25 protein-coding genes are annotated in these 23,064 nt (G+C 64.6%); 14 read left to right on the top strand and 11 right to left on the bottom strand.

All coding sequences use genetic code 11. The features are described 5' to 3' along the window. Nucleotides 1–110: 110 nt before the first annotated feature. The gene (gene mutT / locus XH89_RS03025; RefSeq protein ID WP_194465664.1) at nt 111–521 is read left to right on the top strand and encodes an 8-oxo-dGTP diphosphatase MutT; all 411 of its coding nucleotides are present in this window, start codon (nt 111–113) and stop codon (nt 519–521) included. 166 nt (nt 522–687) lie between these two features. On the opposite strand, the gene XH89_RS03020 is transcribed toward mutT, so the two are convergent. After that, nucleotides 688–1,557, bottom strand: coding sequence for a methyltransferase domain-containing protein (locus XH89_RS03020; RefSeq protein WP_194465663.1), 870 nt, complete (start codon nt 1,555–1,557; stop codon nt 688–690). Between the two features lie 204 nt (nt 1,558–1,761). Here XH89_RS03020 and XH89_RS03015 point away from each other — a divergent pair, with 204 nt between their 5' ends. The 4 genes from XH89_RS03015 to XH89_RS03000 are packed head-to-tail and all read left to right on the top strand — an operon-like array spanning nt 1,762 to nt 4,230. Further along, the gene (locus tag XH89_RS03015) at nt 1,762–2,559 is read left to right on the top strand and encodes a ComF family protein (RefSeq protein WP_194465662.1); all 798 of its coding nucleotides are present in this window, start codon (nt 1,762–1,764) and stop codon (nt 2,557–2,559) included. A 47-nt stretch (nt 2,560–2,606) separates the two neighbouring features. After that, the gene (grxC, locus tag XH89_RS03010) at nt 2,607–2,882 is read left to right on the top strand and encodes a glutaredoxin 3 (protein WP_194465661.1); all 276 of its coding nucleotides are present in this window, start codon (nt 2,607–2,609) and stop codon (nt 2,880–2,882) included. Further along, nucleotides 2,879–3,757 carry a carbon-nitrogen hydrolase family protein gene (locus tag XH89_RS03005; RefSeq protein WP_194465660.1) on the top strand — a complete coding sequence of 293 codons (879 nt, stop codon included), beginning with the start codon at nt 2,879–2,881 and terminating at the stop codon, nt 3,755–3,757. The genes grxC and XH89_RS03005 overlap by 4 nt, the downstream gene beginning before the upstream one ends. After that, nucleotides 3,754–4,230 (top strand): DUF1178 family protein, encoded by a 477-nt coding sequence (locus tag XH89_RS03000; protein ID WP_194465659.1) that lies wholly within the window; start codon nt 3,754–3,756, stop codon nt 4,228–4,230. Before XH89_RS03005 ends, XH89_RS03000 begins: the two co-directional genes overlap by 4 nt. Before the next feature lie 120 nt (nt 4,231–4,350). On the opposite strand, the gene XH89_RS02995 is transcribed toward XH89_RS03000, so the two are convergent. From XH89_RS02995 to XH89_RS02980, 4 genes are all read right to left on the bottom strand, one after another. Continuing rightward, on the bottom strand, nt 4,351–5,250 hold the full coding sequence (locus tag XH89_RS02995; protein ID WP_194465658.1) for an EamA family transporter: 900 nt from the start codon (nt 5,248–5,250) through the stop codon (nt 4,351–4,353). A gap of 261 nt (nt 5,251–5,511) precedes the next feature. Further along, nucleotides 5,512–5,793 carry a GIY-YIG nuclease family protein gene (locus XH89_RS02990; protein WP_194465657.1) on the bottom strand — a complete coding sequence of 94 codons (282 nt, stop codon included), beginning with the start codon at nt 5,791–5,793 and terminating at the stop codon, nt 5,512–5,514. A 109-nt stretch (nt 5,794–5,902) separates the two neighbouring features. Further along, entirely contained in the window at nt 5,903–6,676 is a 774-nt protein-coding gene (gene ubiG / locus XH89_RS02985; RefSeq protein WP_194465656.1) for a bifunctional 2-polyprenyl-6-hydroxyphenol methylase/3-demethylubiquinol 3-O-methyltransferase UbiG, read from the bottom strand. A 14-nt stretch (nt 6,677–6,690) separates the two neighbouring features. Then, a complete protein-coding gene (locus XH89_RS02980; protein WP_194465655.1) occupies nt 6,691–7,158 on the bottom strand; it encodes a PH domain-containing protein in 468 nt (155 codons plus the stop codon). Nucleotides 7,159–7,310: 152 nt separating this feature from the next. On the opposite strand from XH89_RS02980, the gene XH89_RS02975 reads away from it, so the two are divergent. From XH89_RS02975 to prfA, 3 genes are all read left to right on the top strand, one after another. Beyond that, a complete protein-coding gene (locus XH89_RS02975) occupies nt 7,311–8,567 on the top strand; it encodes an aspartate kinase (RefSeq protein WP_194465654.1) in 1,257 nt (418 codons plus the stop codon). Between the two features lie 340 nt (nt 8,568–8,907). Further along, nucleotides 8,908–11,175 carry a phosphoenolpyruvate--protein phosphotransferase gene (ptsP, locus tag XH89_RS02970; RefSeq protein ID WP_194465653.1) on the top strand — a complete coding sequence of 756 codons (2,268 nt, stop codon included), beginning with the start codon at nt 8,908–8,910 and terminating at the stop codon, nt 11,173–11,175. A gap of 57 nt (nt 11,176–11,232) precedes the next feature. After that, nucleotides 11,233–12,318, top strand: a complete 1,086-nt coding sequence (gene prfA, locus XH89_RS02965; RefSeq protein ID WP_194465652.1) for a peptide chain release factor 1 — start codon at nt 11,233–11,235, stop codon at nt 12,316–12,318. Between the two features lie 10 nt (nt 12,319–12,328). Here the strand turns inward: prfA and XH89_RS02960 are convergent, their stop codons facing one another. Next, a complete protein-coding gene (locus XH89_RS02960) occupies nt 12,329–12,736 on the bottom strand; it encodes a MarR family winged helix-turn-helix transcriptional regulator (RefSeq protein ID WP_246767928.1) in 408 nt (135 codons plus the stop codon). A gap of 157 nt (nt 12,737–12,893) precedes the next feature. On the opposite strand from XH89_RS02960, the gene prmC reads away from it, so the two are divergent. Beyond that, nucleotides 12,894–13,790, top strand: coding sequence for a peptide chain release factor N(5)-glutamine methyltransferase (gene prmC, locus XH89_RS02955; protein WP_194465650.1), 897 nt, complete (start codon nt 12,894–12,896; stop codon nt 13,788–13,790). A 461-nt stretch (nt 13,791–14,251) separates the two neighbouring features. Continuing rightward, the gene (locus XH89_RS02950) at nt 14,252–15,049 is read left to right on the top strand and encodes a DUF4167 domain-containing protein (protein WP_194465649.1); all 798 of its coding nucleotides are present in this window, start codon (nt 14,252–14,254) and stop codon (nt 15,047–15,049) included. Between the two features lie 61 nt (nt 15,050–15,110). On the opposite strand, the gene XH89_RS02945 is transcribed toward XH89_RS02950, so the two are convergent. After that, on the bottom strand, nt 15,111–15,854 hold the full coding sequence (locus tag XH89_RS02945; RefSeq protein WP_194465648.1) for a methyltransferase domain-containing protein: 744 nt from the start codon (nt 15,852–15,854) through the stop codon (nt 15,111–15,113). 108 nt (nt 15,855–15,962) lie between these two features. On the opposite strand from XH89_RS02945, the gene gloB reads away from it, so the two are divergent. Together gloB and XH89_RS02935 are read left to right on the top strand one after the other, a co-directional pair. After that, nucleotides 15,963–16,730, top strand: a complete 768-nt coding sequence (gene gloB / locus XH89_RS02940; RefSeq protein WP_194465647.1) for a hydroxyacylglutathione hydrolase — start codon at nt 15,963–15,965, stop codon at nt 16,728–16,730. Nucleotides 16,731–16,781: 51 nt separating this feature from the next. Beyond that, nucleotides 16,782–17,204, top strand: a complete 423-nt coding sequence (locus XH89_RS02935) for a cupin domain-containing protein (RefSeq protein ID WP_194465646.1) — start codon at nt 16,782–16,784, stop codon at nt 17,202–17,204. Between the two features lie 8 nt (nt 17,205–17,212). Here XH89_RS02935 and XH89_RS02930 read toward each other — a convergent pair whose 3' ends face one another. The 3 genes from XH89_RS02930 to XH89_RS02920 form a co-directional block, all read right to left on the bottom strand. Beyond that, nucleotides 17,213–18,082: a DMT family transporter gene (locus tag XH89_RS02930; protein ID WP_194465645.1), complete on the bottom strand. Its 870-nt coding sequence runs from the start codon at nt 18,080–18,082 to the stop codon at nt 17,213–17,215. Between the two features lie 102 nt (nt 18,083–18,184). Beyond that, on the bottom strand, nt 18,185–18,910 hold the full coding sequence (gene phbB, locus XH89_RS02925) for an acetoacetyl-CoA reductase (RefSeq protein WP_194465644.1): 726 nt from the start codon (nt 18,908–18,910) through the stop codon (nt 18,185–18,187). 236 nt (nt 18,911–19,146) lie between these two features. Continuing rightward, on the bottom strand, nt 19,147–20,325 hold the full coding sequence (locus XH89_RS02920; protein WP_194465643.1) for an acetyl-CoA C-acetyltransferase: 1,179 nt from the start codon (nt 20,323–20,325) through the stop codon (nt 19,147–19,149). A 310-nt stretch (nt 20,326–20,635) separates the two neighbouring features. Between XH89_RS02920 and phaR the strand changes: the two genes are divergently transcribed. Both phaR and XH89_RS02910 read left to right on the top strand, forming a co-directional pair. Then, nucleotides 20,636–21,226, top strand: coding sequence for a polyhydroxyalkanoate synthesis repressor PhaR (phaR, locus tag XH89_RS02915; protein WP_194465642.1), 591 nt, complete (start codon nt 20,636–20,638; stop codon nt 21,224–21,226). Between the two features lie 103 nt (nt 21,227–21,329). Next, a complete protein-coding gene (locus XH89_RS02910; RefSeq protein ID WP_194465641.1) occupies nt 21,330–21,947 on the top strand; it encodes a trans-aconitate 2-methyltransferase in 618 nt (205 codons plus the stop codon). Between the two features lie 131 nt (nt 21,948–22,078). Here the strand turns inward: XH89_RS02910 and XH89_RS02905 are convergent, their stop codons facing one another. Next, nucleotides 22,079–22,966, bottom strand: coding sequence for a branched-chain amino acid aminotransferase (locus tag XH89_RS02905; protein ID WP_194465640.1), 888 nt, complete (start codon nt 22,964–22,966; stop codon nt 22,079–22,081). Nucleotides 22,967–23,064: the final 98 nt, after the last annotated feature.

The raw sequence follows: 23,064 nt of genomic DNA, 5'->3' as shown, positions 1-23,064 counted from the left end.
CCCACCCTAGGAACCGTCGATTAAATATGACTTATGGAGACCGTAGAAACGGGGGCCATAACGAGGTTAACAGACGGTTACGGACAATATTCACCGAACGACAATCACGCATGGCCGATTTGAAACTGACCCTGGTGGTGGCGTGCGCGCTCGTCGACACCGACAAGCGCGTCCTGATCGCGCAGCGCCCCGAAGGCAAGACGCTGGCTGGCCTCTGGGAATTTCCCGGCGGCAAGCTCGAACCCGGCGAACGGCCCGAGCAGAGCCTGATCCGCGAGCTCAACGAGGAGCTCGGCATCACCGTCGCCGAACCGTGCCTCGCGCCGCTCACCTTTGCGAGCTACGGCTACGAGACCTTTCATCTGTTGATGCCGCTCTACATCTGCCGTCGCTGGGAAGGCCAGGTCACGCCGCGCGAAGGCCAGACCCTCGCCTGGGTCCGCGCCAACAAGCTGCGCGACTACCCGATGCCGCCTGCGGACATTCCGCTGATCCCGCATTTGATTGATTTGCTGATGTGAGGCTTGCTTGCCTCGGACGCAGCGCAGCGCGTCTTCCGCGGTGCGCTGCAGAGCCGGGGCCCATGTTAGCAACAGAGCTGGGTCCCGGCGCTGCGGAGCGTCACCGTGGCGCGTCGAAGACGCGCGTAAACGCGCTTATGGTGCCGCACCGCGTCCGGGACACAGATCACCCCTCCCCCGCCTTCTTCACCGCTTCAGCCAGGCTCGCTTTCGCCGAACCCGGCTTCAGCGGCTGCTGCTGGCTGGCATGCGGCGCCCAGCCTGAGAGCCAGATGATGTCGAACGTCGCACGGATGCGGCCGTCGGCATCGGCGAAGCGCTCGGCGTAGATTTCGGCCATGCGCAGCAATGTCGCGCGCCGGCTCGGCGTGCGGCGCCGTTCGATCAGCACGTTGGCCGCGCCCATGCGGCGGAGATCCTGCATCAAGACGAATGCGCTGGAATAACGCACCACGACGCGGTCGACGTCAGTGACCGGCAGCGCAAAGCCCGCCCGCTGCAACAGCGCGCCGATGTCGCGCAGATCGGCGAACGGCGCGACGCGCGGCGACACGCCGCCCTCGCATTCAGCTTCCGCTGCGGCAAAGGATTGGCGCAGCTCCGTCAGGCTGTCGCCACCGATCATGGCGGCGAGCAGCAACCCGTCCGGCTTCAGCGCGCGACGGATTTGCGCGAGCACGCCCGGCAGATCGTTGACGAATTGCAGCGCCAGCGCCGAGACGACGAGATCGAGACTCTCCGGCGCGAACGGCAATTTTTCCGAACCTGCAGCATCGAGCGCGATCCGTTGAATGGACGGCAGCCGCGCGCGAAGCCCCGCGAGCCCCTCACCTGGCGTCCAGAGATCGGCCGGCGCGTGAAACTCCCGCATCACCGCGGCCAGCCGGTCGGCCATGTCTTCGGCGACCCGGTCGAGCAGGAAAGAGACCGGATCTTGCGTCTGCGCGCGCTGCTGCCGCGCATGCAGCAAGACACGATCGAACAATGCGGGCGGGGTTTGCGGAGGCTGAGCCATGCCGCTGGTTACGCCGATCATACAGGCGATTGCAATCTCTCTCGTGTCCCGGACGCAGAGCGGCACGCAGTGACGCTCCGCTGAGCCGGGACCCAGAAAGCAACACAGTACGATGCGGAGAGATGGGCCCCGGCTCAGCGGCGCACCGCCAAAGAGGCGCTGCGCCGCGTCCGGGGCACGAGAGCGTGGCTTGAGCGGTTGTCCCCATAGCGCTACCCTTCCCTCATGGAAGCCGACGCCGCCCCTTCCCGCTCCATCACTGCACCGCTGCGCACGGTGTGGACCGTCGGCCGCCACGTCGTGTCGCGCGTGGCAAAACTCGCGCTCGACATCGCGCTGCCGACCTTGTGCGTGGCCTGCCGCGAACCAGTCGATGGCGAGGGAGTGTGCGCGACGTGCTGGGCAAAGCTGTCCTTCATCGAGCGGCCTTACTGCCCGCGGCTTGGCATTCCCTTCGTCTACGACCCCGGCCCCGACATGCTGTCGATGGAGGCCATCGCGAGCCCGCCGGCCTATATGCGGGCGCGCGCGGCCGTACGCTACGACGACGTCGCGCGCACGCTGGTGCATGCGCTGAAATACCAGGACCGCACGGATCTGGCGCCCGCCATGGGCCGCTGGATGGCGCGCGCGGGCGGCGAGCTGCTGGCGGGCGCCGACATGCTGGTGCCGGTGCCTCTGCATTGGCGGCGGGCCTGGCGGAGGCGCTACAACCAGTCCGGCGCGCTGGCGCACATCATCGCGCGCCAGAGCGGGGTGAAGGTGAGAGCTGAGGTGCTGCGCCGGGTGCGCGCCACCAAGCAGCAGATCGGCCTGTCGCGGGCCCAGCGCGCCACCAATGTACAGGGCGCATTCCAGGTATCCCCCGACCGTCAGGCCGAAATCCAGGGCCAGCGTATCGTCCTGGTCGACGATGTCCTGACATCGGGTGCCACTTTGGATGCCTGCGCACGTGCCCTGCTGCGCGCCAAGGCCGCCCAGGTCGACGTGCTGGTCTTTGCCCGGGTTGTCGAGATCAGGTAAACCCCCATATAATTCAATAAATTCGTGACATGAGAGCGCTTGATACCATGACCGCTGCTGTCGAGATCTATACCAGGCCGGGATGCGGCTATTGTTCCGCTGCCAGGTCGCTTCTGACCCGCAAGAAGGCGACCTTCACGGAATTCGACGTCGCCAAGAACCCGTCCTGGCGCGAGGAGATGTACGACCGCGCCGGCCAAGGCTCGACCTTCCCGCAGATCTGGATCGGCGGAGCCCATGTCGGCGGCTGCGACGATCTTTATGCGCTCGATCGCGAGGGCAAGCTCGACGGCCTGCTCGAAAGCGTCAAGGCGGTCTCATGAGCGAGGACAGGACCTTCACCGCCGCCATGGTGCAGATGCGCACCGGCCTGATGCCGGGGCCCAGCCTCGCTCAGGCGACGAAACTCATCCGGGAAGCGGCCGCCAACGGCGCGGACTATGTGCAGACGCCCGAAGTCAGCAACATGATGCAGCTGAACCGCAAGGCGCTGTTCGAGCATCTCCAGAGCGAGGAGGACGACACTTCGCTGAAGGCCTATCGCGCCCTCGCAGCGGAGTTGAAGATCCACCTCCATGTCGGCTCGCTGGCACTGCGCTTCTCGCCTGAAAAGGCGGTCAACCGCTCCTTCCTGATCGGGCCCGAGGGCGATGTGCTCGCGAGCTACGACAAGATCCACATGTTCGACATCGAGCTGCCGGACGGCGAGAGCTATCGCGAATCCGCCAATTACCAGCCGGGCGAGACCGCCGTGATCTCCGACCTGCCCTGGGGCCGCGTCGGCCTCACGATCTGCTACGACGTGCGCTTCCCGGCGCTCTACCGCGCGCTCGCCGAAAGCGGCGCCTCTTTCATCACCGTGCCGTCGGCCTTCACCCGCAAGACCGGCGAAGCGCACTGGCACATCCTGCTGCGGTCGCGTGCGATCGAGACCGGCTGCTTCATCTTCGCAGCTGCCCAGGCCGGCACCCACGAGAACAAGCGCGAGACCTATGGTCACTCGCTGATCATCGACCCCTGGGGCGAGATCCTCGCCGAGGGCGATGTCGAGCCCGGCATCATCATGGCCAAGATCGATCCGGCCAAGGTCGAGACGGCGCGCCGCGCGATCCCCTCGCTCCAGCACGGCCGCCGCTTCGGCGTCTCCGATTCAAAGGCCGGGCCGGATCATCTGCACCTGGTGCGGGGCTCGGCATGATCCGCTACGCGCTTCACTGCGACCGCAACCACGAGTTCGAGAGCTGGTTTCAGAGCTCGTCGGCCTATGATTCGCAGGTGAAGCGCAAGCTCGTGACCTGTCCGATCTGCGGCTCGGCCAAGGTCGACAAGGCGATCATGGCGCCGCGCATCGTCGGCAAGAAGGGACGTGCAACGCCGCCGGCAGAGCCTGTCGCGGCCACCGCGCCCGAGGCTGCACCGTCCGGACCGACCTCGCTGATGATGGCGCAGGAGCGCGAGCTGCGCGCCAAGCTGAAGGAGCTGCGCGACCACATCGTCAAGAACGCCGACAATGTCGGCGAGCGCTTCGCGACCGAAGCCCGCGCGATGCATTACGGCGACAAGGAGCACCGCCCGATCTACGGCGAGGCCTCGCCGGACGAGGCAAAATCGCTGATCGAGGAAGGTATCGAAGTGTCGCCGTTGCCGACACTGCCGGAAGACAGGAATTAGGCGTTGCTGTCTTCGTCATGGCCGGGCTTGTCCCGGCCATCCACGCCTTTCCTTCCTGTGACAACGAAGAACGTGGATGCCCGGGACAAGCCCGGGCATGACGGCGGTTGAGGGACTTGGCTACACCCCCACCAGCACCGCCACGCCCACCACGATCAGCGCGATGCCGATGATCTCGCGAAGCGCGATCGGCTGCTTGAACGAGTAATACGCCACGCCCTGCGCGAACAGCACCTCGATCAAAGCGAGGGTGCGAACATTGGCAGCGGCCGTCAGCGCGAACGCCAGGAACCAGAATTGCGAGGCGAAGGCGCCCATGAAGCCGGCGAGCAGAGACGGCTTCCATAGCCCCAGAATCGATTGAAGCACCTTTGGCGCACGCCACAGCAAATAGATGGTCAGCACCAGCGTCTGCACGAACAACCCAAGCACCAGCGTGAACGAGGCCGCAGTCACGAAGGATACGCCGGGAACGTTGATGATCGCGCCGCGGAAGCCAACAGCCGACAGCGCGAACGCCGCCGCAGCGACGAGGCCGGTGATGGTCGGCTTCATCTCCGCAAAGCTCTTCTCGCCGCCCGGACGCAGCGCGGTGATGACGACGCCGACGGTCGCGATCACGATCGCCAGCACCTTCAGCCAGGTCAGGTGATCGCCGAGAAAGACGAAGCCGAAGATCGCGGTCTGGATCGCCTCCGTTTTCAGATAGGCCGTCGTCACCACGAAAGAGCGGTCGTTCATCGCCAGCAGCATCAGGCCGGTCGCAACGATCTGGCTGAGCGCCCCCAACAGCAGCCACGGCCAGAACACCGACGGCGGCATGCCGATATGGTCGCCGGTCGCGACCAGCACCAACCCCAGAAACAGCAGCGAGAAGGGAAAGCCGAACAGAAAGCGGATATTGGTCGCGCCCCACGTCCCCAGCGGCTTCGTCAGCGACCGCTGCATCGCATTGCGCGCGACCTGGCCGAGCGCAGCGACGACGGTGAATGGAATCCAGAGGCTGGTGACGGTGAACATGGGGTGGGGTGGAGTTAGGGAGGCAGTTTGTGAGGGTGACGGGAACAGACTCGCTGGTCAACTACATGGACGTCATGGGTGCGATGCTCTCGCGACAAGCAAGCTGTCGTCCCTGCGAACGCAGGGACCCATAATCCCAGGGAGCAGTTTTGCGAAGGCGGCCAACCCACGCATCAAACACCTTCCGTCCACCCGATAGATTCCGCGGTATGGTCCCTGCGTTCGCAGGGACGACAGCGTTTGCTTGGCAGCGCCAGGGAGTCAAACCAGCAGATCGCTCAAATCGCGCCATTCCGGATTGTCACGCTCGATCAACTCGATCTTCCAATCGCGCTTCCAGCGTTTGAGCTGCTTTTCGCAGGCAATCGCCTCTTCCGCCCGCTCGAAGGATTCGGCGTAGACGAGCCGATATACTCCGTATCGCTTGACGAACTCCGAGCCTTTGCCGGCGCGGTGCTGGTCCAGCCGCTTCTGCAGCGAGTTAGTGACGCCGATATAGAGCGTTCCGTGATGGCGGCTGGCGAGGATGTAGACGTAGTACATGCTCGGGCCCCTGTCTCAGCTAGCAACCAGGGCCTGTGGTTATGGGTCCCTGCGTTCGCAGGGACGACACCGTTCGAGGGGCACGAACTCGCACCTCACTCACTTCAGCTCACACCATCCCTTCCGCCACCACCATGTAGTTCACGTCCATATCGGACGAGAGCGTCCATTTGTCGGCGAAGGGGGAGTAAACGACGCCGGTCTGCTCGGTGATGACGAGGCGGTTGTCGAGGAGATATTTGGTCAGTTCGTCCGGCGTGACGAACTTGTTCCATTCGTGGGTGCCGCGCGGCAGCCAGCGCAGGACGTATTCGGCGCCGACGATGGCGAGCGCGAAGCTCTTCCAATTGCGGTTGAGCGTGGACACCACCATCAGGCCGTTCGGTTTCAGCATCGAGGCGCAGCGCTTGAGGAAGATGCCGACATCGACGACGTGCTCGACCACCTCCATCGCCAGCACGATGTCGAAGCGCTCGCGCGGGTCGATCTCCTCCACCGTGGTGCAGCGATAGTCGATCGACAAATGGCTCTTGGCGGCATGCAGCTTCGCCGCGGCGATGTTGCTGGCCGACGGGTCGACGCCGATGACCTGCGCGCCCAAGCGCGAGAGCGGCTCGCAGAGCAGGCCGGCGCCGCAGCCGATGTCGAGCACGCGCAGACCACCGAGGCAGTTGAGGCTGCGCACGTTGCGCTCGAACTTGCGGCAGGCGGCGTCACGGATATAGCCGAGCCGCAGCGGATTGATCCGGTGCAGCGGCGCCATCTTGCCCTTGGGGTCCCACCACTCGGCCGAGAGTTTTGAGAATTTCGCGATCTCGGCGGCGTCGACGGTCGAGCCCTGCGGGGGACTTGGTGATGCGGAAGTATCTTGCTGCATGCTCATGGTCAGGCGCGGTCCTACCGCGTGGTGATCGAACTACGGAAGGCCAGCGGCGAGGCGATAGTCTTGATCGTCTCGATTCCCTCGCCGACACCGCGAATGGTCACGTCGCCGTAGTTGAGAATTCGTCCAAGTATGGTCTGGTCGACGTCGACGCTCTCGACCTTGTCCAGCGCCATTTCGAAGGTGCGGCGCTTGATGAACCCGGTCTTGTGCACCACCCGCAGGTTGGTGACGTCGGTCTCGGTGGTGAAGCGATGGAACCAGCCCTTCACGGTCCAGTACAGGGCCGCCAGCGCCACCAGGCCGGAGCCGAACAGGCTGAGGATCATGATGCTGTAGATGTCGCTCTGGCGGGAGACCGCGAACAGGGCGATCGCCACGATCCAGGCCAGAATGGCCGGGAAATAGAAGATCCAGTGCGCATTGGTCGAATACAGCACCCGCTCGCCGGGCTGCAGGATTTCGTCAATATAGCGCGCCATAACCTCTGATAACCCATTGCCTGGATTGGCCGGTGCAGGAACCCGCTTGCCCCCGGCCCCGCCCCTCTGTATACGCGCGGTCGGTATCCCCCAGGGCATCCGTCCGGCGCGGGTCACCATACTGATCCTCAAGAGGGAATGCACGCGTCGTCATGAGCCGTCTCGTGATGAAATTCGGCGGCACGTCCGTCGCCAACATCGAACGCATCCGCAACGTCGCACGCCATGTGAAGCGTGAGGTCGACGCCGGCCATGAAGTGGCTGTGGTCGTCTCGGCGATGTCGGGCAAGACCAACGAACTGGTGGCCTGGTGCACCGAGGCCTCGCCGATGCACGACGCGCGCGAATACGACGCCGTCGTCGCCTCCGGCGAGCAGGTGACCTCGGGCCTTTTGGCCATCGTGCTCCAGAGCATGGGCATCCAGGCCCGCTCCTGGCAGGGCTGGCAGATCCCGATCAAGACCAGCGACGCCCATGCCTCGGCCCGGATCGAGGACATCGACGGCAGCGAGATCATCTCCCGGTTCAAGGATCGCAAGGAGGTCGCGGTCATCGCCGGCTTCCAGGGCATCGATCCCAGGACGGGCCGCATCACCACGCTCGGCCGCGGCGGCTCCGACACCTCCGCCGTGGCGGTCGCTGCCGCCGTCAAGGCCGATCGCTGCGACATCTACACCGACGTCGACGGCGTCTACACCACCGACCCGCGAATCGTGCCGAAGGCCAAGCGGCTCGACAAGATCGCGTTCGAAGACATGCTGGAACTGGCCTCCCAGGGCGCCAAGGTGCTCCAGGTCCGCTCGGTGGAACTCGGCATGGTCCACAACATGCCGATCTTCGTCCGCTCGAGCTTCGACAAGCCCGAGGATATCGACCCGCATGCCAACCAGCCGCCCGGCACCCTGATCTGCGGCGAGGAGGAGATCATGGAAAATCACGTCGTCACCGGCATCGCCTTTTCGAAGGACGAGGCCCAGATCTCGGTACGCCAGATCGAGGACAAGCCCGGCGTTGCCGCGTCGATCTTCGGCCCGCTGGCGGAGGCCAATATCAACGTCGACATGATCGTTCAGAACGTGTCCGAGGACGGCAAGACCACCGACCTGACCTTCACGGTGCCGGCCGCCGACTATGTCAGGGCCAAGGACACCATTACCGGCGCCAAGGCCAAGATCGGGTATGCACGGCTGGATACCGCGACCGACGTCGCCAAGATCTCGGTGATCGGAAGCGGCATGCGCAGCCATGCCGGCGTCGCCGCCCAGGCGTTTTCGGCCCTCGCCGGACGGAATATCAACATCCGGGCCATCACAACCTCCGAGATCAAGTTCTCGGTTTTGATCGACACCGCCTATACCGAGCTTGCGGTGCGCACGCTGCACACGCTCTACGGCCTCGATCAGGCCTGAAGCTCAAGCACGGTCCGGAAAACCGGTTCGCACTTTTCCGGATCATGCCTGCACTAATTTTCTCTTAGCGGTCGCAGCAAACGCGAAGGTGTAAACACCTTCGCGTTTGGCAGGCGTTTTGCTTGGCAAAACAAGCCTCAATTCGCTATACGGCGAACAGGGTGGGCTGCCGCAGACTGTGTCCCAGTTCAGGCGGCGCTGATTCGGCGCAAGTCCTAAATCTCAGGAAGATTTGGGTTTGCGCCTGCGCCGGACAAACAATTTGATTGTTTTTCTGGAATTTTGGGCCAGCCGCCGGCCAATATCGCCGGGCCGGGCAGACGGAGGAGATTGACGGTTCATGCGGAGCGCGTCGGGAGGTCCCCGCGTCTTGTTGAGACGGCTCCGCGAAACCATGGCGGAGCAGGTCTCGGCCCAGGAGCGGCTGGACAAGATCGTGGTGCTGATCGCCGCCAACATGGTGGCCGAGGTGTGCTCGGTCTATGTGCTGCGCATCGACAACACCCTCGAGCTCTACGCCACCGAAGGCCTCAACCGCGAGGCCGTTCACCATACCGTGCTGAGTGCCCATGAAGGCCTGGTCGGCCTCGTCGCCAGCGAGGCGACGCCGCTCAATCTGAACGACGCCCAAAGCCACCCGGCCTTCTCGTTCCGCCCGGAGACCGGCGAAGAGATCTACCATTCCTTCCTCGGCGTGCCGATCCTGCGCGCCGGCAACACGCTCGGCGTGCTGGTGGTGCAGAACCGCGCCAAGCGCACCTATGTCGAGGAGGAGCTCGAGGCGCTGCAGACCACCGCCATGGTGCTGGCGGAGCTGATTGCGTCAGGCGAATTGTCCGCGCTGGCGCAGCCCGGCCTCGAGCCGGCCGCGCGCCATTCCACGCAGAAGGCCGGCGCGATCCTCTCGGAAGGCATCGCGCTCGGCCATGTCGTGCTGCACGAGCCGCGCGTGGTCATCAAGGACTACATCGCCGAGGACCTGCCAAAGGAGATCAAGCGGCTCGACGCCGCGCTCGCCAAGCTGCGCTCGGATCTCGACCGCATGCTGGAGCGCGGCGACGTCGCCGAGGGCGGCGAGCATCGCGACGTGCTGGAAGCCTATCGCATGTTCGCCAACGACCAGGGCTGGTCGCACAAGCTGCACGAGGCGGTCGCCACCGGCCTCACGGCGGAAGCCGCCGTGGAGCGCGTCCAGTCCGACACCCGCGCCCGCATGCTGCGCGTGACCGATCCTTACTTGCGCGACCGGTTGCACGATCTCGAAGATCTCGGCTACCGCCTGATGCGGCAGCTGGTCGGCCAGGACCACGCGCCCTCGCGCGAGCAGATGCCCGACAATGCCATCGTCATCGCGCGCGCGATGGGCCCGGCGGCGCTGCTCGACTACGACCGCAAGCGCCTGCGCGGCATCGTGCTGGAGGAAGGCACCGCCAATTCCCACGTCTCGATCGTGGCGCGCGCGCTCGGCATTCCCGCCGTCGGCGAGGTGCCGAATGCACCCGGCATTGCCGACCCCGGCGATGCCATCATCGTCGACGGCACCTCGGGTGCGATCTATGTGCGCCCCTCGCAGGAAATCGAAGCGGCCTATGCCGAGCGGGTGCGCTTCCGCGCCCGCCGCCAGGCGCAATATCTGGCGCTGCGCGACCGGCCCTGCGTCACCAAGGACGGCGAGAAGGTCGAGCTCTTGATCAATGCAGGCCTCGCCATCGACCTGCCCCATATCGACGACACCGGCAGCGCCGGCATCGGCCTGTTCCGCACCGAGCTGCAATTCATGGTCGGCCAGAGCCTGCCGCGCACCAGCGACCAGCTCGCCCTCTACCGCGCCGTGCTGGATGCCGCGGGCCCCAAGCCCGTGACCTTCCGCACCCTCGACATCGGCGGCGACAAGGCCCTGCCCTATATGGAGACGGTGATCGAGGAAAATCCCGCGCTCGGCTGGCGCGCGATTCGGCTCGGGCTCGACCGTCCCGGCCTGCTGCGCGGCCAGATCCGCGCGCTCTTGCGTGCCGGCGGCGGCCGTGCGCTGCGCATCATGTTCCCGATGATTTCGGAGGTCGCCGAGTTCGATTCAGCCAAGGCGCTGGTCGAGCGCGAGCTGACATATCTGCGCCAGCATGGCCACACGCTGCCGGAGCGCATCGACATCGGCACCATGGTCGAGGTGCCGGCGCTGCTCTACCAGCTCGACGAACTCCTGAAGAAGGTCGACTTCATCTCGGTCGGCTCCAACGATCTGTTCCAGTTCCTGTTCGCGGTCGACCGCGGCAACGCCAAGGTCTCCGAGCGCTTCGACACCATGTCGACGCCGATCCTGCGGGCGCTGCGCGACATCGCGCAAAAGACGCAGGCCGCGAAGAAATCGCTGTCGCTCTGCGGCGAGATGGCCTCGAAGCCGATCGGCGCGCTCGCGCTGCTCGCGATGGGCTATCGCTCGCTGTCGTTGTCGGCGACCGCGCTCGGCCCGGTCAAGGCGATGGTGATCGACCTCGACGTCAAGAAGGCCGCCGCGATGCTCGGGCCGCTCCTGGATGCGCCGAGCGGCAGCGTCTCGATCCGGCAGAAGCTGACGGAATTTGCCGAGGCCGAAGGCCTGGCGTTGTAGCGGGCCTGCCGCTCGCCATCGCCGCCTCGTTTCCCTCCGCCATTTGAGACTGAATCCATGTCGTCACTCCCCGAAGCCAAACTGGACCTTCTGCTCGCGCATCACGCTTCGCTCGAAGCCGAATCGCTGGGGCAGCTCTCCTCCGAGCGCTACGTGCAGGTGACGCGCGAGCTCGCCGAAATCACCCCCTTGATCGAGGCCGTGAAGACGTATCGGTCTGCGGTCAAGGAGCTCGCCGACACCGAAGCGCTGATCGCCGATCCCGCGACCGATGCCGAGATGCGCAGCATGGCGGAGGCCGAGCGCGACGAACTCAATCCGAGGATCGAGGAACTGGTCCAGAAGATCCGCATCGCGCTCTTGCCCAAGGACGCCATGGACGACCGCAACGTGGTGCTGGAAATCCGCGCTGGCACCGGCGGCGACGAGGCCTCGCTGTTCGCCGGCGATCTGTTCCGGATGTATGAGCGCTTTGCCGCCTTGCAGGGCTGGAAGGTCGAGGTGATCTCGGCGAGCGAAGGGACCGTCGGCGGCTACAAGGAAATCATCGCGGAGGTGCAGGGCCGCGGCGCATTCTCCAAGCTGAAGTTCGAGTCCGGCGTGCACCGCGTGCAGCGCGTGCCCGACACCGAGACGCAGGGGCGCATCCACACGTCGGCGGCTACCGTTGCCGTGCTGCCCGAGGTCGAGGACGTCGACGTCGACATCAAGAACGAGGATCTGCGCATCGAGACCATGCGCGCAGGAGGCGCCGGCGGTCAGCACGTCAACAAGACGGAATCGGCGATTCGAATCACCCACATTCCGACCGGGATCGTGGTGATGATGCAGGACAGCCGCTCGCAGCACAAGAATCGCGCATCGGCCATGAACATCCTGCGCTCGCGCATCTACGATGCCGAGCGGCAGCGACTGGAAGCCGCGCGCTCGGCCGATCGCAAGGAGAAAGTCGGTTCCGGCGACCGCAGCGAGCGCATCCGCACCTATAATTTTCCGCAAGGACGCGTCACCGACCATCGCATCAACCTGACGCTCTACAAGCTGCCGCAGGTGATCGCAGGCGAAGCGCTCGGCGAACTCACCGATGCGCTCACCACCGAGCACCAGGCCGCCCAGCTTGCCGCGCAGGGAGCCGCGGCCTAAACTTCGGACGTCAGCGCGCCCTGGCTTTGAACGATCGCAGGATCTTGGCCAGGGCCGGCGCGGCAGCACCCAGCTCATCCAAATGGATGCGCGAGAGTGAGCGCAGCTTCTGCTCGCCCTTGGCCGTCAGCTTGACCAGGACGCGGCGCGCATCTTCCGGATCGGCCTCCCGGCCGATCAGCTTCAGTTTCGCCATGCGATCGACAAGCTCGACGGCGGTGTGGTGCCGGATCAGGAGAAAGCCCGCGATGTCGCCGACGCTGGCGCCGCCGGGATCGGCCAGTCCCTTGATCGCCAGCAGCGCCTGATGCTGCTGCGGCGTCAATCCCGCGTTTTGGGCTGCCGTCTCGCTGAAGGCCAGGAAGGTGCGGAGCTGGTAGCGGAATTGCGCCAGCGCCGCATAGTCGGCCTCGCGCATCGCGCCGTCCTTCGAGGATGTCGCGGACGCCTTACGCTCGGTCGCCCGCTTCGGTTGAGCACTCACGCGATCCTTCCTCCGCTGCCAAGCACGATCAAACGCGCTCCTTTTCGTTGACGCAAGCAAGGCCGCCGATCTATCCACGATGCCAGGCAGGATGGCTCCCTTGGCGACAGGTTTCGATTCCGGGCATAGCATCGAGAGCGCGCGGCGCGCGCTTGCGGCGCGGCTGCAAGCGGCCAGCCTCGAACAGCCGGCCCTTGATGCGCGGCTGCTCGTTGGCGCCGCGCTGGGGCTCGATCTGACTGGCCTGATCACGCAGGCGACGCGGCGTCTCACGCCCGAGGAGGCTACGCGGCTCGAAGGCTATGCGCAGCGACGGCTCGCGCATGAGCCGGTCGCCCGCATTCTCGGCGTGCGGGAATTTTGGGGCCTGCCATTTCGCCTCTCCGAGGCGACGCTGGTGCCGCGCCCCGATACCGAGACCGTGGTCGAGCTCGCACTGGAGATTTTTCGCGAGCGCCCGATCGCGGGACGGCGCCCGCGCATCGCCGATATCGGCACCGGATCCGGTGCCATCCTGCTCGCGCTGCTGCACGAGATTCCCGATGCATTTGGCGTCGGTACCGATCTCAGCCTGACCGCGCTTCATACCGCCAGGGGCAACGCCGCCGCCCTCGGCCTTGCCGACCGCGCTGGCTTTGTCGCCTGCTCCTACGCGGCGGCGCTCCACGGCCCGTTCGATCTGATCGTGTCGAACCCGCCCTATATTCCCGCCGGGGAAATCCCGAAGCTGAGCATCGAGGTGCGCGAGCACGATCCGCATCTGGCGCTCGACGGCGGCAATGACGGCTACGACGCCTACCGCGTCCTGATCCCGCAAGCGGCCGAACGGCTCGTGCCCGGTGGCGCACTGGTCGTCGAGGCCGGACAGGGCCAGGCGAAAGATATTGAAACCTTGATGGCAGCCGCCGCGTTATCGATCGAGAGGCCGCCCAAGGCCGACTTGGGGGGCATTCCCAGGGCCGTCTCGGCCCGAAAAATGCCCCCATAAAAGCCGGATTGAGCTCTAAAAAACCTCTTGGAATATCCCGTGGGAACGACTACGTTCCGGTCAACACATCGGTGCCGGCCCCGTAGACCTACGGGCGAAAGCCGGGCTCTCGGGCGAGAGCTTTACTGATTATAGGTTCCAAGCCGCAGGTCCTGTTGAGCGCGATGGCCAGTGGAGCTGCGCTGCTCTCCGACCGCAACGTGAACGAAAGCCTGATATTGCGCTTGAAGACTTACGCAAGAAAGCTGGGCTTGTTTCGGCAGGCGATATGAATGGGTTCGCTGGCAATGAATGCTGGCGGGTGGGGAACGCGTCTTTGTTGAACGCGACGGTCGACGAACATTGGCAGGGTTCAACCCGCTCTTGCGCGGTGCGCGCGAGGCCTGTGAACCGCTGTCATGAGGTCACTCCTAGCAATCAGTAATGCGTGCAACCTTTAGGGCTGGAATTAAAGGCAGGACATGAGAAACGGTCAGAACAAGCAGCGGATGCGCAACCGCAACAACAACAACAATAACAACAACCGCCGCGGCCAGAACCCGATGACCCGGGTCTACGAATCGAACGGTCCCGACATCAAGATCCGCGGCACGGCCTCGCACATTGCCGAAAAATACCTTCAGCTTGCGCGGGACGCGCGCTCTTCGGGCGACCCGGTTGCCGCCGAAAACTACTACCAGCATGCCGAGCATTATTTCCGCCTGATCGCGGCGGCCCAGGAACAGTTCCGGCAGAACCAGCAGCCGCGCGGTGACGAGCCCATCAGCACCAGCAGCGACGATGGCGACGACGACGGCGAGAACTTCTCGGCCTTCGGCCAGGAGCCGGGCTTCGTGCCGCAGCCACCGCAACAGCAGCAGCCGTTCATGCGCGACCGCGACGGCCAGCGCGATCATCACCAGCGTGACTATCAGCAGCGCGACAACCGCGACAATCAGCAGCCCTATCAGCGCGAGCAACAGCAGCCGCGCGAGCATCGCGAACGCGACCATCGTCCGCAGCCGCAATATCATCAGCAGCCGCAACCGCAGAACCAGCCGCAGCCTGTCGTCGGCGACGCCGGCAACGTCGATCGCCTGCCCTCCTTCATCACCGGCGCTCAGCCGCAGACGAACGGTGCGCCGGGCGGCTTCGAGGGCGGCAACAGCGGCGGTGGCGAGCGTTATCCGCGACGGCGCCGCCGGCCGCATGGCGGCCCGCGCCCCGAGCGCGAGGCAGCTCCGGCCGCGACCAGCGACGATCTCGCCCCCGGCGAGTAAGCCGCACCAAATCTGATCTTCATGGACTGCATCGTCCCGGCTTTGCCGGGACGATTTGTTTTCAGGCCCGCGTCACCGTCGTCGATGACGGCACCAGCACCGGCTTCAACGAGGGAATCAGCCGCGCCCGTTCGCGCTTGGCGGGGATCGCGCGATAGACCTGCTTGGTCGCTTCGACGATGTGGACGCCCGCGAACGGCAGCGACAGCGCCGCTCCGGCGCGCTCCCACATCTGCGCCGATTTCAGCACCCAACGTCCCGCGTAGGGGGGCATGAACAACGCCTCGCCCCAGGCGGTCGGCGTGAACCAGGTCTGGCGCAACAGGTCGGTGATCTGCGAGCGGGAATAGGGACGACCGTGGCCGAACGGCGTGTTGTCGCTGCGCGTCCATACCCCGCGCCGGTTCGGGATCACGGCGATGACGCGGCCGGACGGCGACAGCACCCGCCAGACCTCACGCAGCAGTGCGGCCGGATCATCCGACATCTCGAGTGCATGGACCAGCAGGATGCGGTCCACCGCGGCCTCGGGAAGCGGCAGTGAGAATTCGTCGACCAGCGCGGCCAGCGCGGGCCGCCCCGTCGGCCATTTCAACACACCCTGGGCTGCCGGCATGAAGGCGATGCAGCGCTCCGCGTCCTCGCGGAACAGCCCGAGATAGGGCGTCGGGTAGCCGACACCGAGCACGCGCTGGCCCTCGGCGCCCGGCCAGCGTTCCCTGATGCCGCGATTGATCATCTGCCGCGCCACGATGCCGAGGCGGCGGGAATAGAATTCTCTGAGGTCGACGACATCGATGGTCATGACGGCAATGTAACATGCGCCGGGGCGCAGCCGCGCGCCCAATATTGCATTGCCTGCGCAACGTTAACGCCATATTTGTCTGGCGGGGCTGAGCGCGATGGAGAAGTCATGGCCGCCGAAATTCGTACTTTCACCTGTTTAAACGACAATTTCGGTTATCTGATCCACGATGTGGAAACCAAGGCAACCGCCTCGATCGACGCGCCCGAGGCCGGTCCGATCATCAACGCGCTGGAGCGCGAGGGCTGGCAGCTCACCGACATCCTGATCACCCATCATCATGGCGATCATGTCGGCGGGGTCGCCGAGCTCAAGCAGAAATACAATTGCCGCGTCATCGCGCCCCATGACAAGACGACGAAGATCGCCAACGTCGATTTGCGCGTCGCCAACGGCGACGTGATCAAGATCGGCACGCTGCTCGGGCGCGTGCTGGAGACACCAGGCCACACGCTCGACCACATCTCCTACGTGTTCGATACCGAGAAGACGCTGTTTGCCGCCGATACGCTGTTCTCGATCGGCTGCGGCCGCGTGTTCGAAGGCAACTATCCGATGATGTGGGACTCGCTTTTGAAGCTGCGAGCCCTGCCCGACGACTTCAAGCTCTATTGCGGCCACGAATACACCGCGTCCAACGTCAAGTTCGCGCTCACCGTCGAGCCCGACAATGCGGCGCTGCAGGCGCGTGCGGCCGAGGTTGCGAAGCTGCGGGCCGAGAACAAACCGACCATTCCCTCACTGCTTGGTGATGAGAAGCGAGCAAACGTGTTCCTGCGCGCCGATGAACCAGCGGTCGCAGCCAGGCTACACATGAAGGGTGCGGATGCCGCCGCAGTCTTCGGTGAGCTGCGCGAGCGCAAGAACAAATCCTGAAGATCAAATCCTGAAGACCAAGTGCTGAAGACCAAGTCCTGACGGGGATCGATGCCGACCGCAGCCGAGATCATCGCGCGCCTTGAACTCAGACCCCATCCCGAAGGCGGGCACTACCGCGAGACCTTTCGCGACCAGACCACGGACGCCAATGGCCGTTCGCGCTCAACTCTCATCTATTTCCTGCTCGCGCGCGGCGAGCGCTCGCACTGGCACCGCATCGACGCGGTCGAGACCTGGCATTATTACGCCGGCAGCCCGCTGACGCTACGCATCGCCCACGACGGCTGCTCCCAGCACGAGGTGCGGCTCGGCACTGACCTTGCGAGCGGCGAACGGCCGCAGGCGATCGTGCCGGCGGATGCCTGGCAAATGGCGGAGACGTCAGGCGAGTGGACGCTGGTCGGCTGCACCGTGGCGCCGGCCTTCGAGTTTGCAAAATTCGAGCTCGCGCCGAAAGGCTGGGAGCCGTAGTCGGACCGTCAGCGCTTTCGCAGCACCATGTCCTTGGCCGCGATCAGGCCACCGCCGGCGATCAGGATCGCGGCGATGGCGATGTTGGCGCTGGCTTTGGCAAAGCCCGCGGCGATGAGGAAGCCGGTCGACAATAGCGGCGTCGCGTAAGATGCGGCGCCGAGCACGCGGATGTCGCCGCGCTTCATGCCGATGTCCCAGGCGTAGAAGGCCGCACCGACAGGGCCGATGCCGAGCCCGATCACGGCGAGCCATTGCAGCAGCGTCTCGGGCCACACCGTGGCTTCCAGCGCACCATGCATCAGCGCGGCGAGCACCGATGTGGCGAGGCAGAAGCCTGCGACCGCATCGGTCGGAACGGCCTTCAACCGCCGCGACAGCACCGAATAGGTCGCCCACACGAAGGCGGCGATGAAGGCCGCGATCAATCCCGGCACCGCACCCGGCGCAAAGCCCGAGGTATTGCCGGCGAACAATAGCACGGTGCCCACCAGGCCAAGCACGGCGCCGATGATGTGATGCACGGCAAGCCGCTCGCCCGGCAGGAACGACGAGAACAGCACGATCAGCAGCGGCCACATGTAATTGAGAAGACCGGCCTCGGCCGGCGGCGCGAAACGCAATGCGAGGAAATAGAGCGCGTGATAGCCGAACAGACCGCCGACGCCGACGACCCACACGGCCAGCGGCTGGCGCAGGCTTTTCGCGGCATCACCGCGGCCGATCCAGGTCAGGAGCCCAACGAGACCGCCGATCGCAAACGTCATGGCCGCGAGCTGGAACGCCGGAATCTTGCCGGTCGCCACCGTCATTACTGACAGCAGCGACCACATCAGAATCGCGGTCAATCCGATCAGTGTGGCGGTGCGCGGGGTCATGAATCAAAAGGCTTCCGAGGACGCTTATGCCCGGCGCGAGGCCGGGCATTTGCGTCTTCACTATCGCCTTGTCGTGCCTGGCGCTACAGGCTTGATGCCCCGTCAGGCGAGATACTGGCCGCCATTGATGGTCATCGTCGATCCCGTGATGAAGCCGGCCTCGTCGGCCGCCAGGAACACGACCGCCCGCGCGATCTCCTCGGGCTCGCCAAGCCGGGCGGCCGGGATCTGCGGGATCACGCTCTTCTCCAGGACGTCCTTCGGCACGGCCTGCACCATTTCAGTGTTGATGTAACCCGGGCAGATCGCATTGACGGTGATGCCGCCCTTGGCGTTCTCGAGCGCAAGCGCCTTGGTGAAGCCGATGTCGCCGGCTTTCGCCGCGGAATAATTGACCTGGCCGAACTGGCCCTTCTGGCCGTTGATCGACGAGATCGAGATGATGCGGCCGAACTTGCGCGCGCGCATGCCCTCGATCACCTGGCGCGTCATGTTGAACAGCGAGCCGAGATTGGTGCTGATGACCGCGTTCCATTGCTCGAGCGTCATCTTGTGGAAGGCGGTGTCGCGGGTGATGCCGGCATTGTTGACGAGCACCTCGATCGGGCCGAGGTCGGCTTCGACCTTCTTCACGCCCTCGGCGCAGGCATCGAAGCTGCTGACGTCCCATTTGTAGACGGCGATGCCGGTCTCGGCCTTGAACTTCTCCGCCGCCGCATCGTTGCCGGCATAACTCGCCGCGACCTTGTAGCCAGCCGCTTTCAGCGCCTTGCTGATCGCAGCACCAATGCCGCGCGTACCACCCGTGACCAATGCAACACGTGCCATGTCGTATTCCTTCCCTTGGACTCTTCGGACGTTTCTGAAGTGATCGTTTTTAACGGTGGATTATGCGGTTGGTTTGACGGACATCAAGAACAAAACGCCCGGCGTTCAGCCGGGCGTTTGTATTTAGTCGAGGCTTGCGCGGTTGCGAAGAATATTTGATTTGCAACCGCTGCCTTTTTAATCGCGTGCAACGCACTCACCAACGTGTGCAGCGCACCCGTCAGTCAAGTGTAAGCTCAGTCGCGCGCCAGACACATCGCGATACCCATGCCGCCGCCGATGCACAGCGTGGCGAGGCCCTTCTTCGAATCGCGCTTCTGCATCTCGTGCAGCAGCGTCACCAGCACGCGCGCGCCGGAAGCACCGATCGGATGGCCGATCGCGATCGCGCCGCCGTTGACGTTGACCTTGGAGGTGTCCCAGCCGAGGTCCTTGTTAACGGCGCAGGCCTGCGCCGCGAAGGCCTCGTTGGCCTCGATCAGATCGAGATCGCCGACGTTCCAGCCGGCCTTCTTCAACGCCAAACGCGAAGCCGGGATCGGGCCGGTACCCATGATCTTCGGATCGACGCCGGCATGCGCCCAGGACACGATTCGGGCGAGCGGCTTCTTGCCTTCCTTGGCCGCCTGCTTCGCGGTCATCAACACGACGGCGGCTGCGCCATCATTGATGCCGGATGCGTTGCCGGCCGTCACCGTGCCGTCCTTCTCGAAGGCCGGCCGAAGCTTGCCCATCGCGTCGATGGTTGCGCCGTGGCGCGGATATTCGTCGGTGTCGATCACCACGTCACCCTTGCGGCTCTTGACGGTGACCGGAACGATCTCGTCCTTGAACTTGCCGGCCTTCTGTGCGGCCTCCGCCTTGTTCTGCGAGGCGACCGCGAACTCGTCCTGCTGGGCGCGGGTGATCTGGAATTGCTTGGCCACGTTCTCGGCGGTGTTGCCCATGTGGTAGCCGTTGAAGGCGTCCCACAGGCCGTCCTTGATCATGGTGTCAACGAATTCGAGACTGCCCATCTTGACGCCGCCGCGCAGGTGCTGGGCGTGCTGCGCCATGCTCATGGACTCCTGCCCACCAGCGACCACGATGTCGGAATCGCCGTTGACCAGCGCCTGATAGCCGAGCGCGACCGCGCGCAGTCCCGAGCCGCAGAGTTGGTTGACACCCCAGGCCGGGCTGTCCACGGGGATGCCGGCGATGATCGAGGCCTGGCGGGCCGGGTTTTGCCCCTGACCTGCGGTCAAGATCTGGCCCATGATGACTTCCGAGACCCGGCCGGGCTCGATGCCCCCGCGCTCCAGTGCGGCCTTAATGGCGACGGCACCGAGATCATGGGCGGGAAGGGTCGCGAAGGCTCCGTTGAAGCTTCCGACCGGGGTGCGGGCGGCGCTGACGATGACGACATCGTCTGACATGGGCATCTCCTGAGGCTTGAGGTTCTATTGGGGGCGGGCGGGCTGGAAAAGCGTTCGCCAGTCTCGTCAGCCATCCTGTTAACGTCGTTGAGGCATGTCAATCGGCCGGGGACCGAATTCATGCCGCAGCGCATTCAAAATAGCGTTCTTGGCGCTTTCGCAAGCAGGATTTTGCTCCGCGATTAACCGTGCCGCACAAAACGGTAGCGTGAGCCCCTTGAAAATGCTTATTTTGTTGCGTTGCGTACTCTTCCCGCCCTGCGGCATAGCCCTGCAGGTTCCTGTTCTCCGCGCTTGCAAGTGAGAGCCCATGGCGAAATCAGACCAACCCACCACGATCAAGAAATACGCGAACCGCCGGCTCTATAACACCGGAACGAGCACCTATGTGACGCTCGAAGATCTCGCCGCCATGGTCAAGGACGGCGAAGATTTCCTGGTTTACGACGCCAAGACCGGCGACGACATCACCCGCTCCGTGCTTGCCCAGATCATTTTCGAGCAGGAGAACAAGGCCGGCCAGAACCTCTTGCCGACCACCTTCCTGCGCCAGCTGATCCGCTTCTACGGCGACAGCATGCAGATGGTGGTGCCAAAATATCTGGAACAGTCGATCGCGACCCTGACCCAGGAGCAGGAGAAGTTCCGCAAGCAGATCGCCAATACGCTGTCCGGCACGCCTTTTGCCCCGCTGGAGGAGCAGGTCCGCCGCAACATGGAGCTGTTCCAGCAGACCTTCTCGATGTTCAAGCCCTTCGCCTCGCCGGCACGCTCGGCGACTCCGGAGCCTGAGCCCGACGCGAATGCCGAGGCGCCCAAGGACACCAACATCGACGATCTGCGCCAGCAGATGAAGGACATGCAGGAACGCCTCGAGCGGATGTCCAAGAAGGACGAGTAGTCTCTCGCACGCACCAGCGCGCCCGCATGCGGCGGGCGCGCCAACGACCAATTGATCGCGGCGCCGTCAGCCGCGCGGCCATCCGGCCAAGGCCGGAGCTTCCATGTCCGACCGCACCCCGCACTGGCAGAACGTCTACGCCACCAAGGGCGAGACCGAGGTCAGCTGGTTTCAGGAAAGCCCAGCGATCTCGCTCGGCATGATTCGTGCGGCCAGTTCGAATCATGACGCCGCCATCATCGACGTCGGCGGCGGCGCGTCGCGGCTGGTGGACGCGCTCCTGCAGGACGGATACCGCAATCTCACCGTGCTGGACCTCTCCGCCAACGCGCTCGACGCAACGAAGCAGCGAATCGGCACCGCCGCCTCGACGGTCGACTGGATCGTTGCCGACGCCACGACATGGCGGCCTGTGAAGACCTATGATGTCTGGCACGATCGCGCTGCGTTTCACTTTCTGACCGATCCGCACAACCGAGCCGCCTACATCGAGCGCCTGCGGTCGGCGGTCGCGCCAGGCGGCCAAGTGATCATCGCGACGTTCGCGCCCGACGGCCCGGAGAAATGCAGCGGCCTGCCAGTGCAGCGGCACGACAGCACGAGCCTTTCGGCGGAGTTGGGGCCGGACTTCGAGCTGGTCGAGACGCGAAGCGAGCTGCATCAGACGCCGTGGCATTCGACGCAGGCGTTTCAGTACAGCCGGTTTAGGAGAAGCCGTTAGAAGCAGGTGTCATGCCGCGCGAAGGCGGGGCATCCAGTACGCCTCAGCTTCTCGGTCGACAATCAACGTCTCTGGAATACTGGATCGCCCGCCTTCGCGGGCGATGACAGCGGGTTGATTGGCGGGCGCGCCTACGCCGCCAGCTTCACCGCATGCGCAAACTCCCAATAGAGCTTGCGCGCCTTGGTGTAGAAGGGACCCGGCTGTAGCTCCCGCTCGTCGATACGAATCACCGGCGCGACCTTGGCAAAATTGCCGGTCGAGAAAATCTCGTCGGCGGCAAGAAAGTCCTGATAGCGCAGGGTCGTCTCGACCACGGCAACGCCGTCGCCGCGGAGCAGGCTGATCACGCGCTGGCGCGTGATCCCGTTGAGGAAAGTGCCGTTCGGCGCCGGCGTGAAGACGACACCGTCCTTGGCCATGAACACGTTGGAATTGCCGAACTCGGCAACGTTGCCGAGCAGGTCGAGCATCAGCGCGTTCTGGAAGCCGCGCGAGGCGGCTTCGGCAAGGGCGCGCGAATTGTTCGGGTAGAGACAGGCCGCTTTCGCATCGACCGGCGCGCATTCGGCGGTGGGCCTGCGGAACGGCGACAGCGTGATCGCATTGCCCGTTGGTTTCGGCATCGGCGCCTCGTAGATGCACAGGCACCAATTGGTGGTCTCGGGATCAAACAGCACGCCGCCGCCCAACCCGTTCTGCGCCCAGTACATTGGACGGATATAGAGCTCGGCATTCGCGGCGAAGCGCGCAATGCCTTCGTTCGCGAGCGTGAGCCAGGTGCCGGCATCGACCACTGGCTTCAGGCCGAAATTGATCGCGGACTGATTGGCGCGGGCGATGTGTCGATCGAGATCGGGCGCGACGCCTTCGAACGCGCGGGCGCCGTCGAACACCACCGAGCCGAGCCAGGCCCCATGCGTGCGCGGCCCCATGATCGGAACATTGCCGTCGTGCCATTTGCCCTCGAAGAAGGTCCAGCTCGGCGAATATTCGATCGGCTTCTTGATCTCGGCCATATCAGGGCCTCCCTCGAAAAATATCCGGGCACTATTGCCCCAATTTCTAAACGATTTGCTGCGGCAAAGCACCCCTCTCCCTCCGCAGAGGATAAGAC

Origin of the sequence: Bradyrhizobium sp. CCBAU 53340, from assembly GCF_015291645.1 — a bacterium.
Lineage (GTDB): Bacteria > Pseudomonadota > Alphaproteobacteria > Rhizobiales > Xanthobacteraceae > Bradyrhizobium.
The sequence above is the reverse complement of the archived record's forward strand: the minus strand, read 5'-3'. Positions and strand labels throughout refer to the sequence as shown.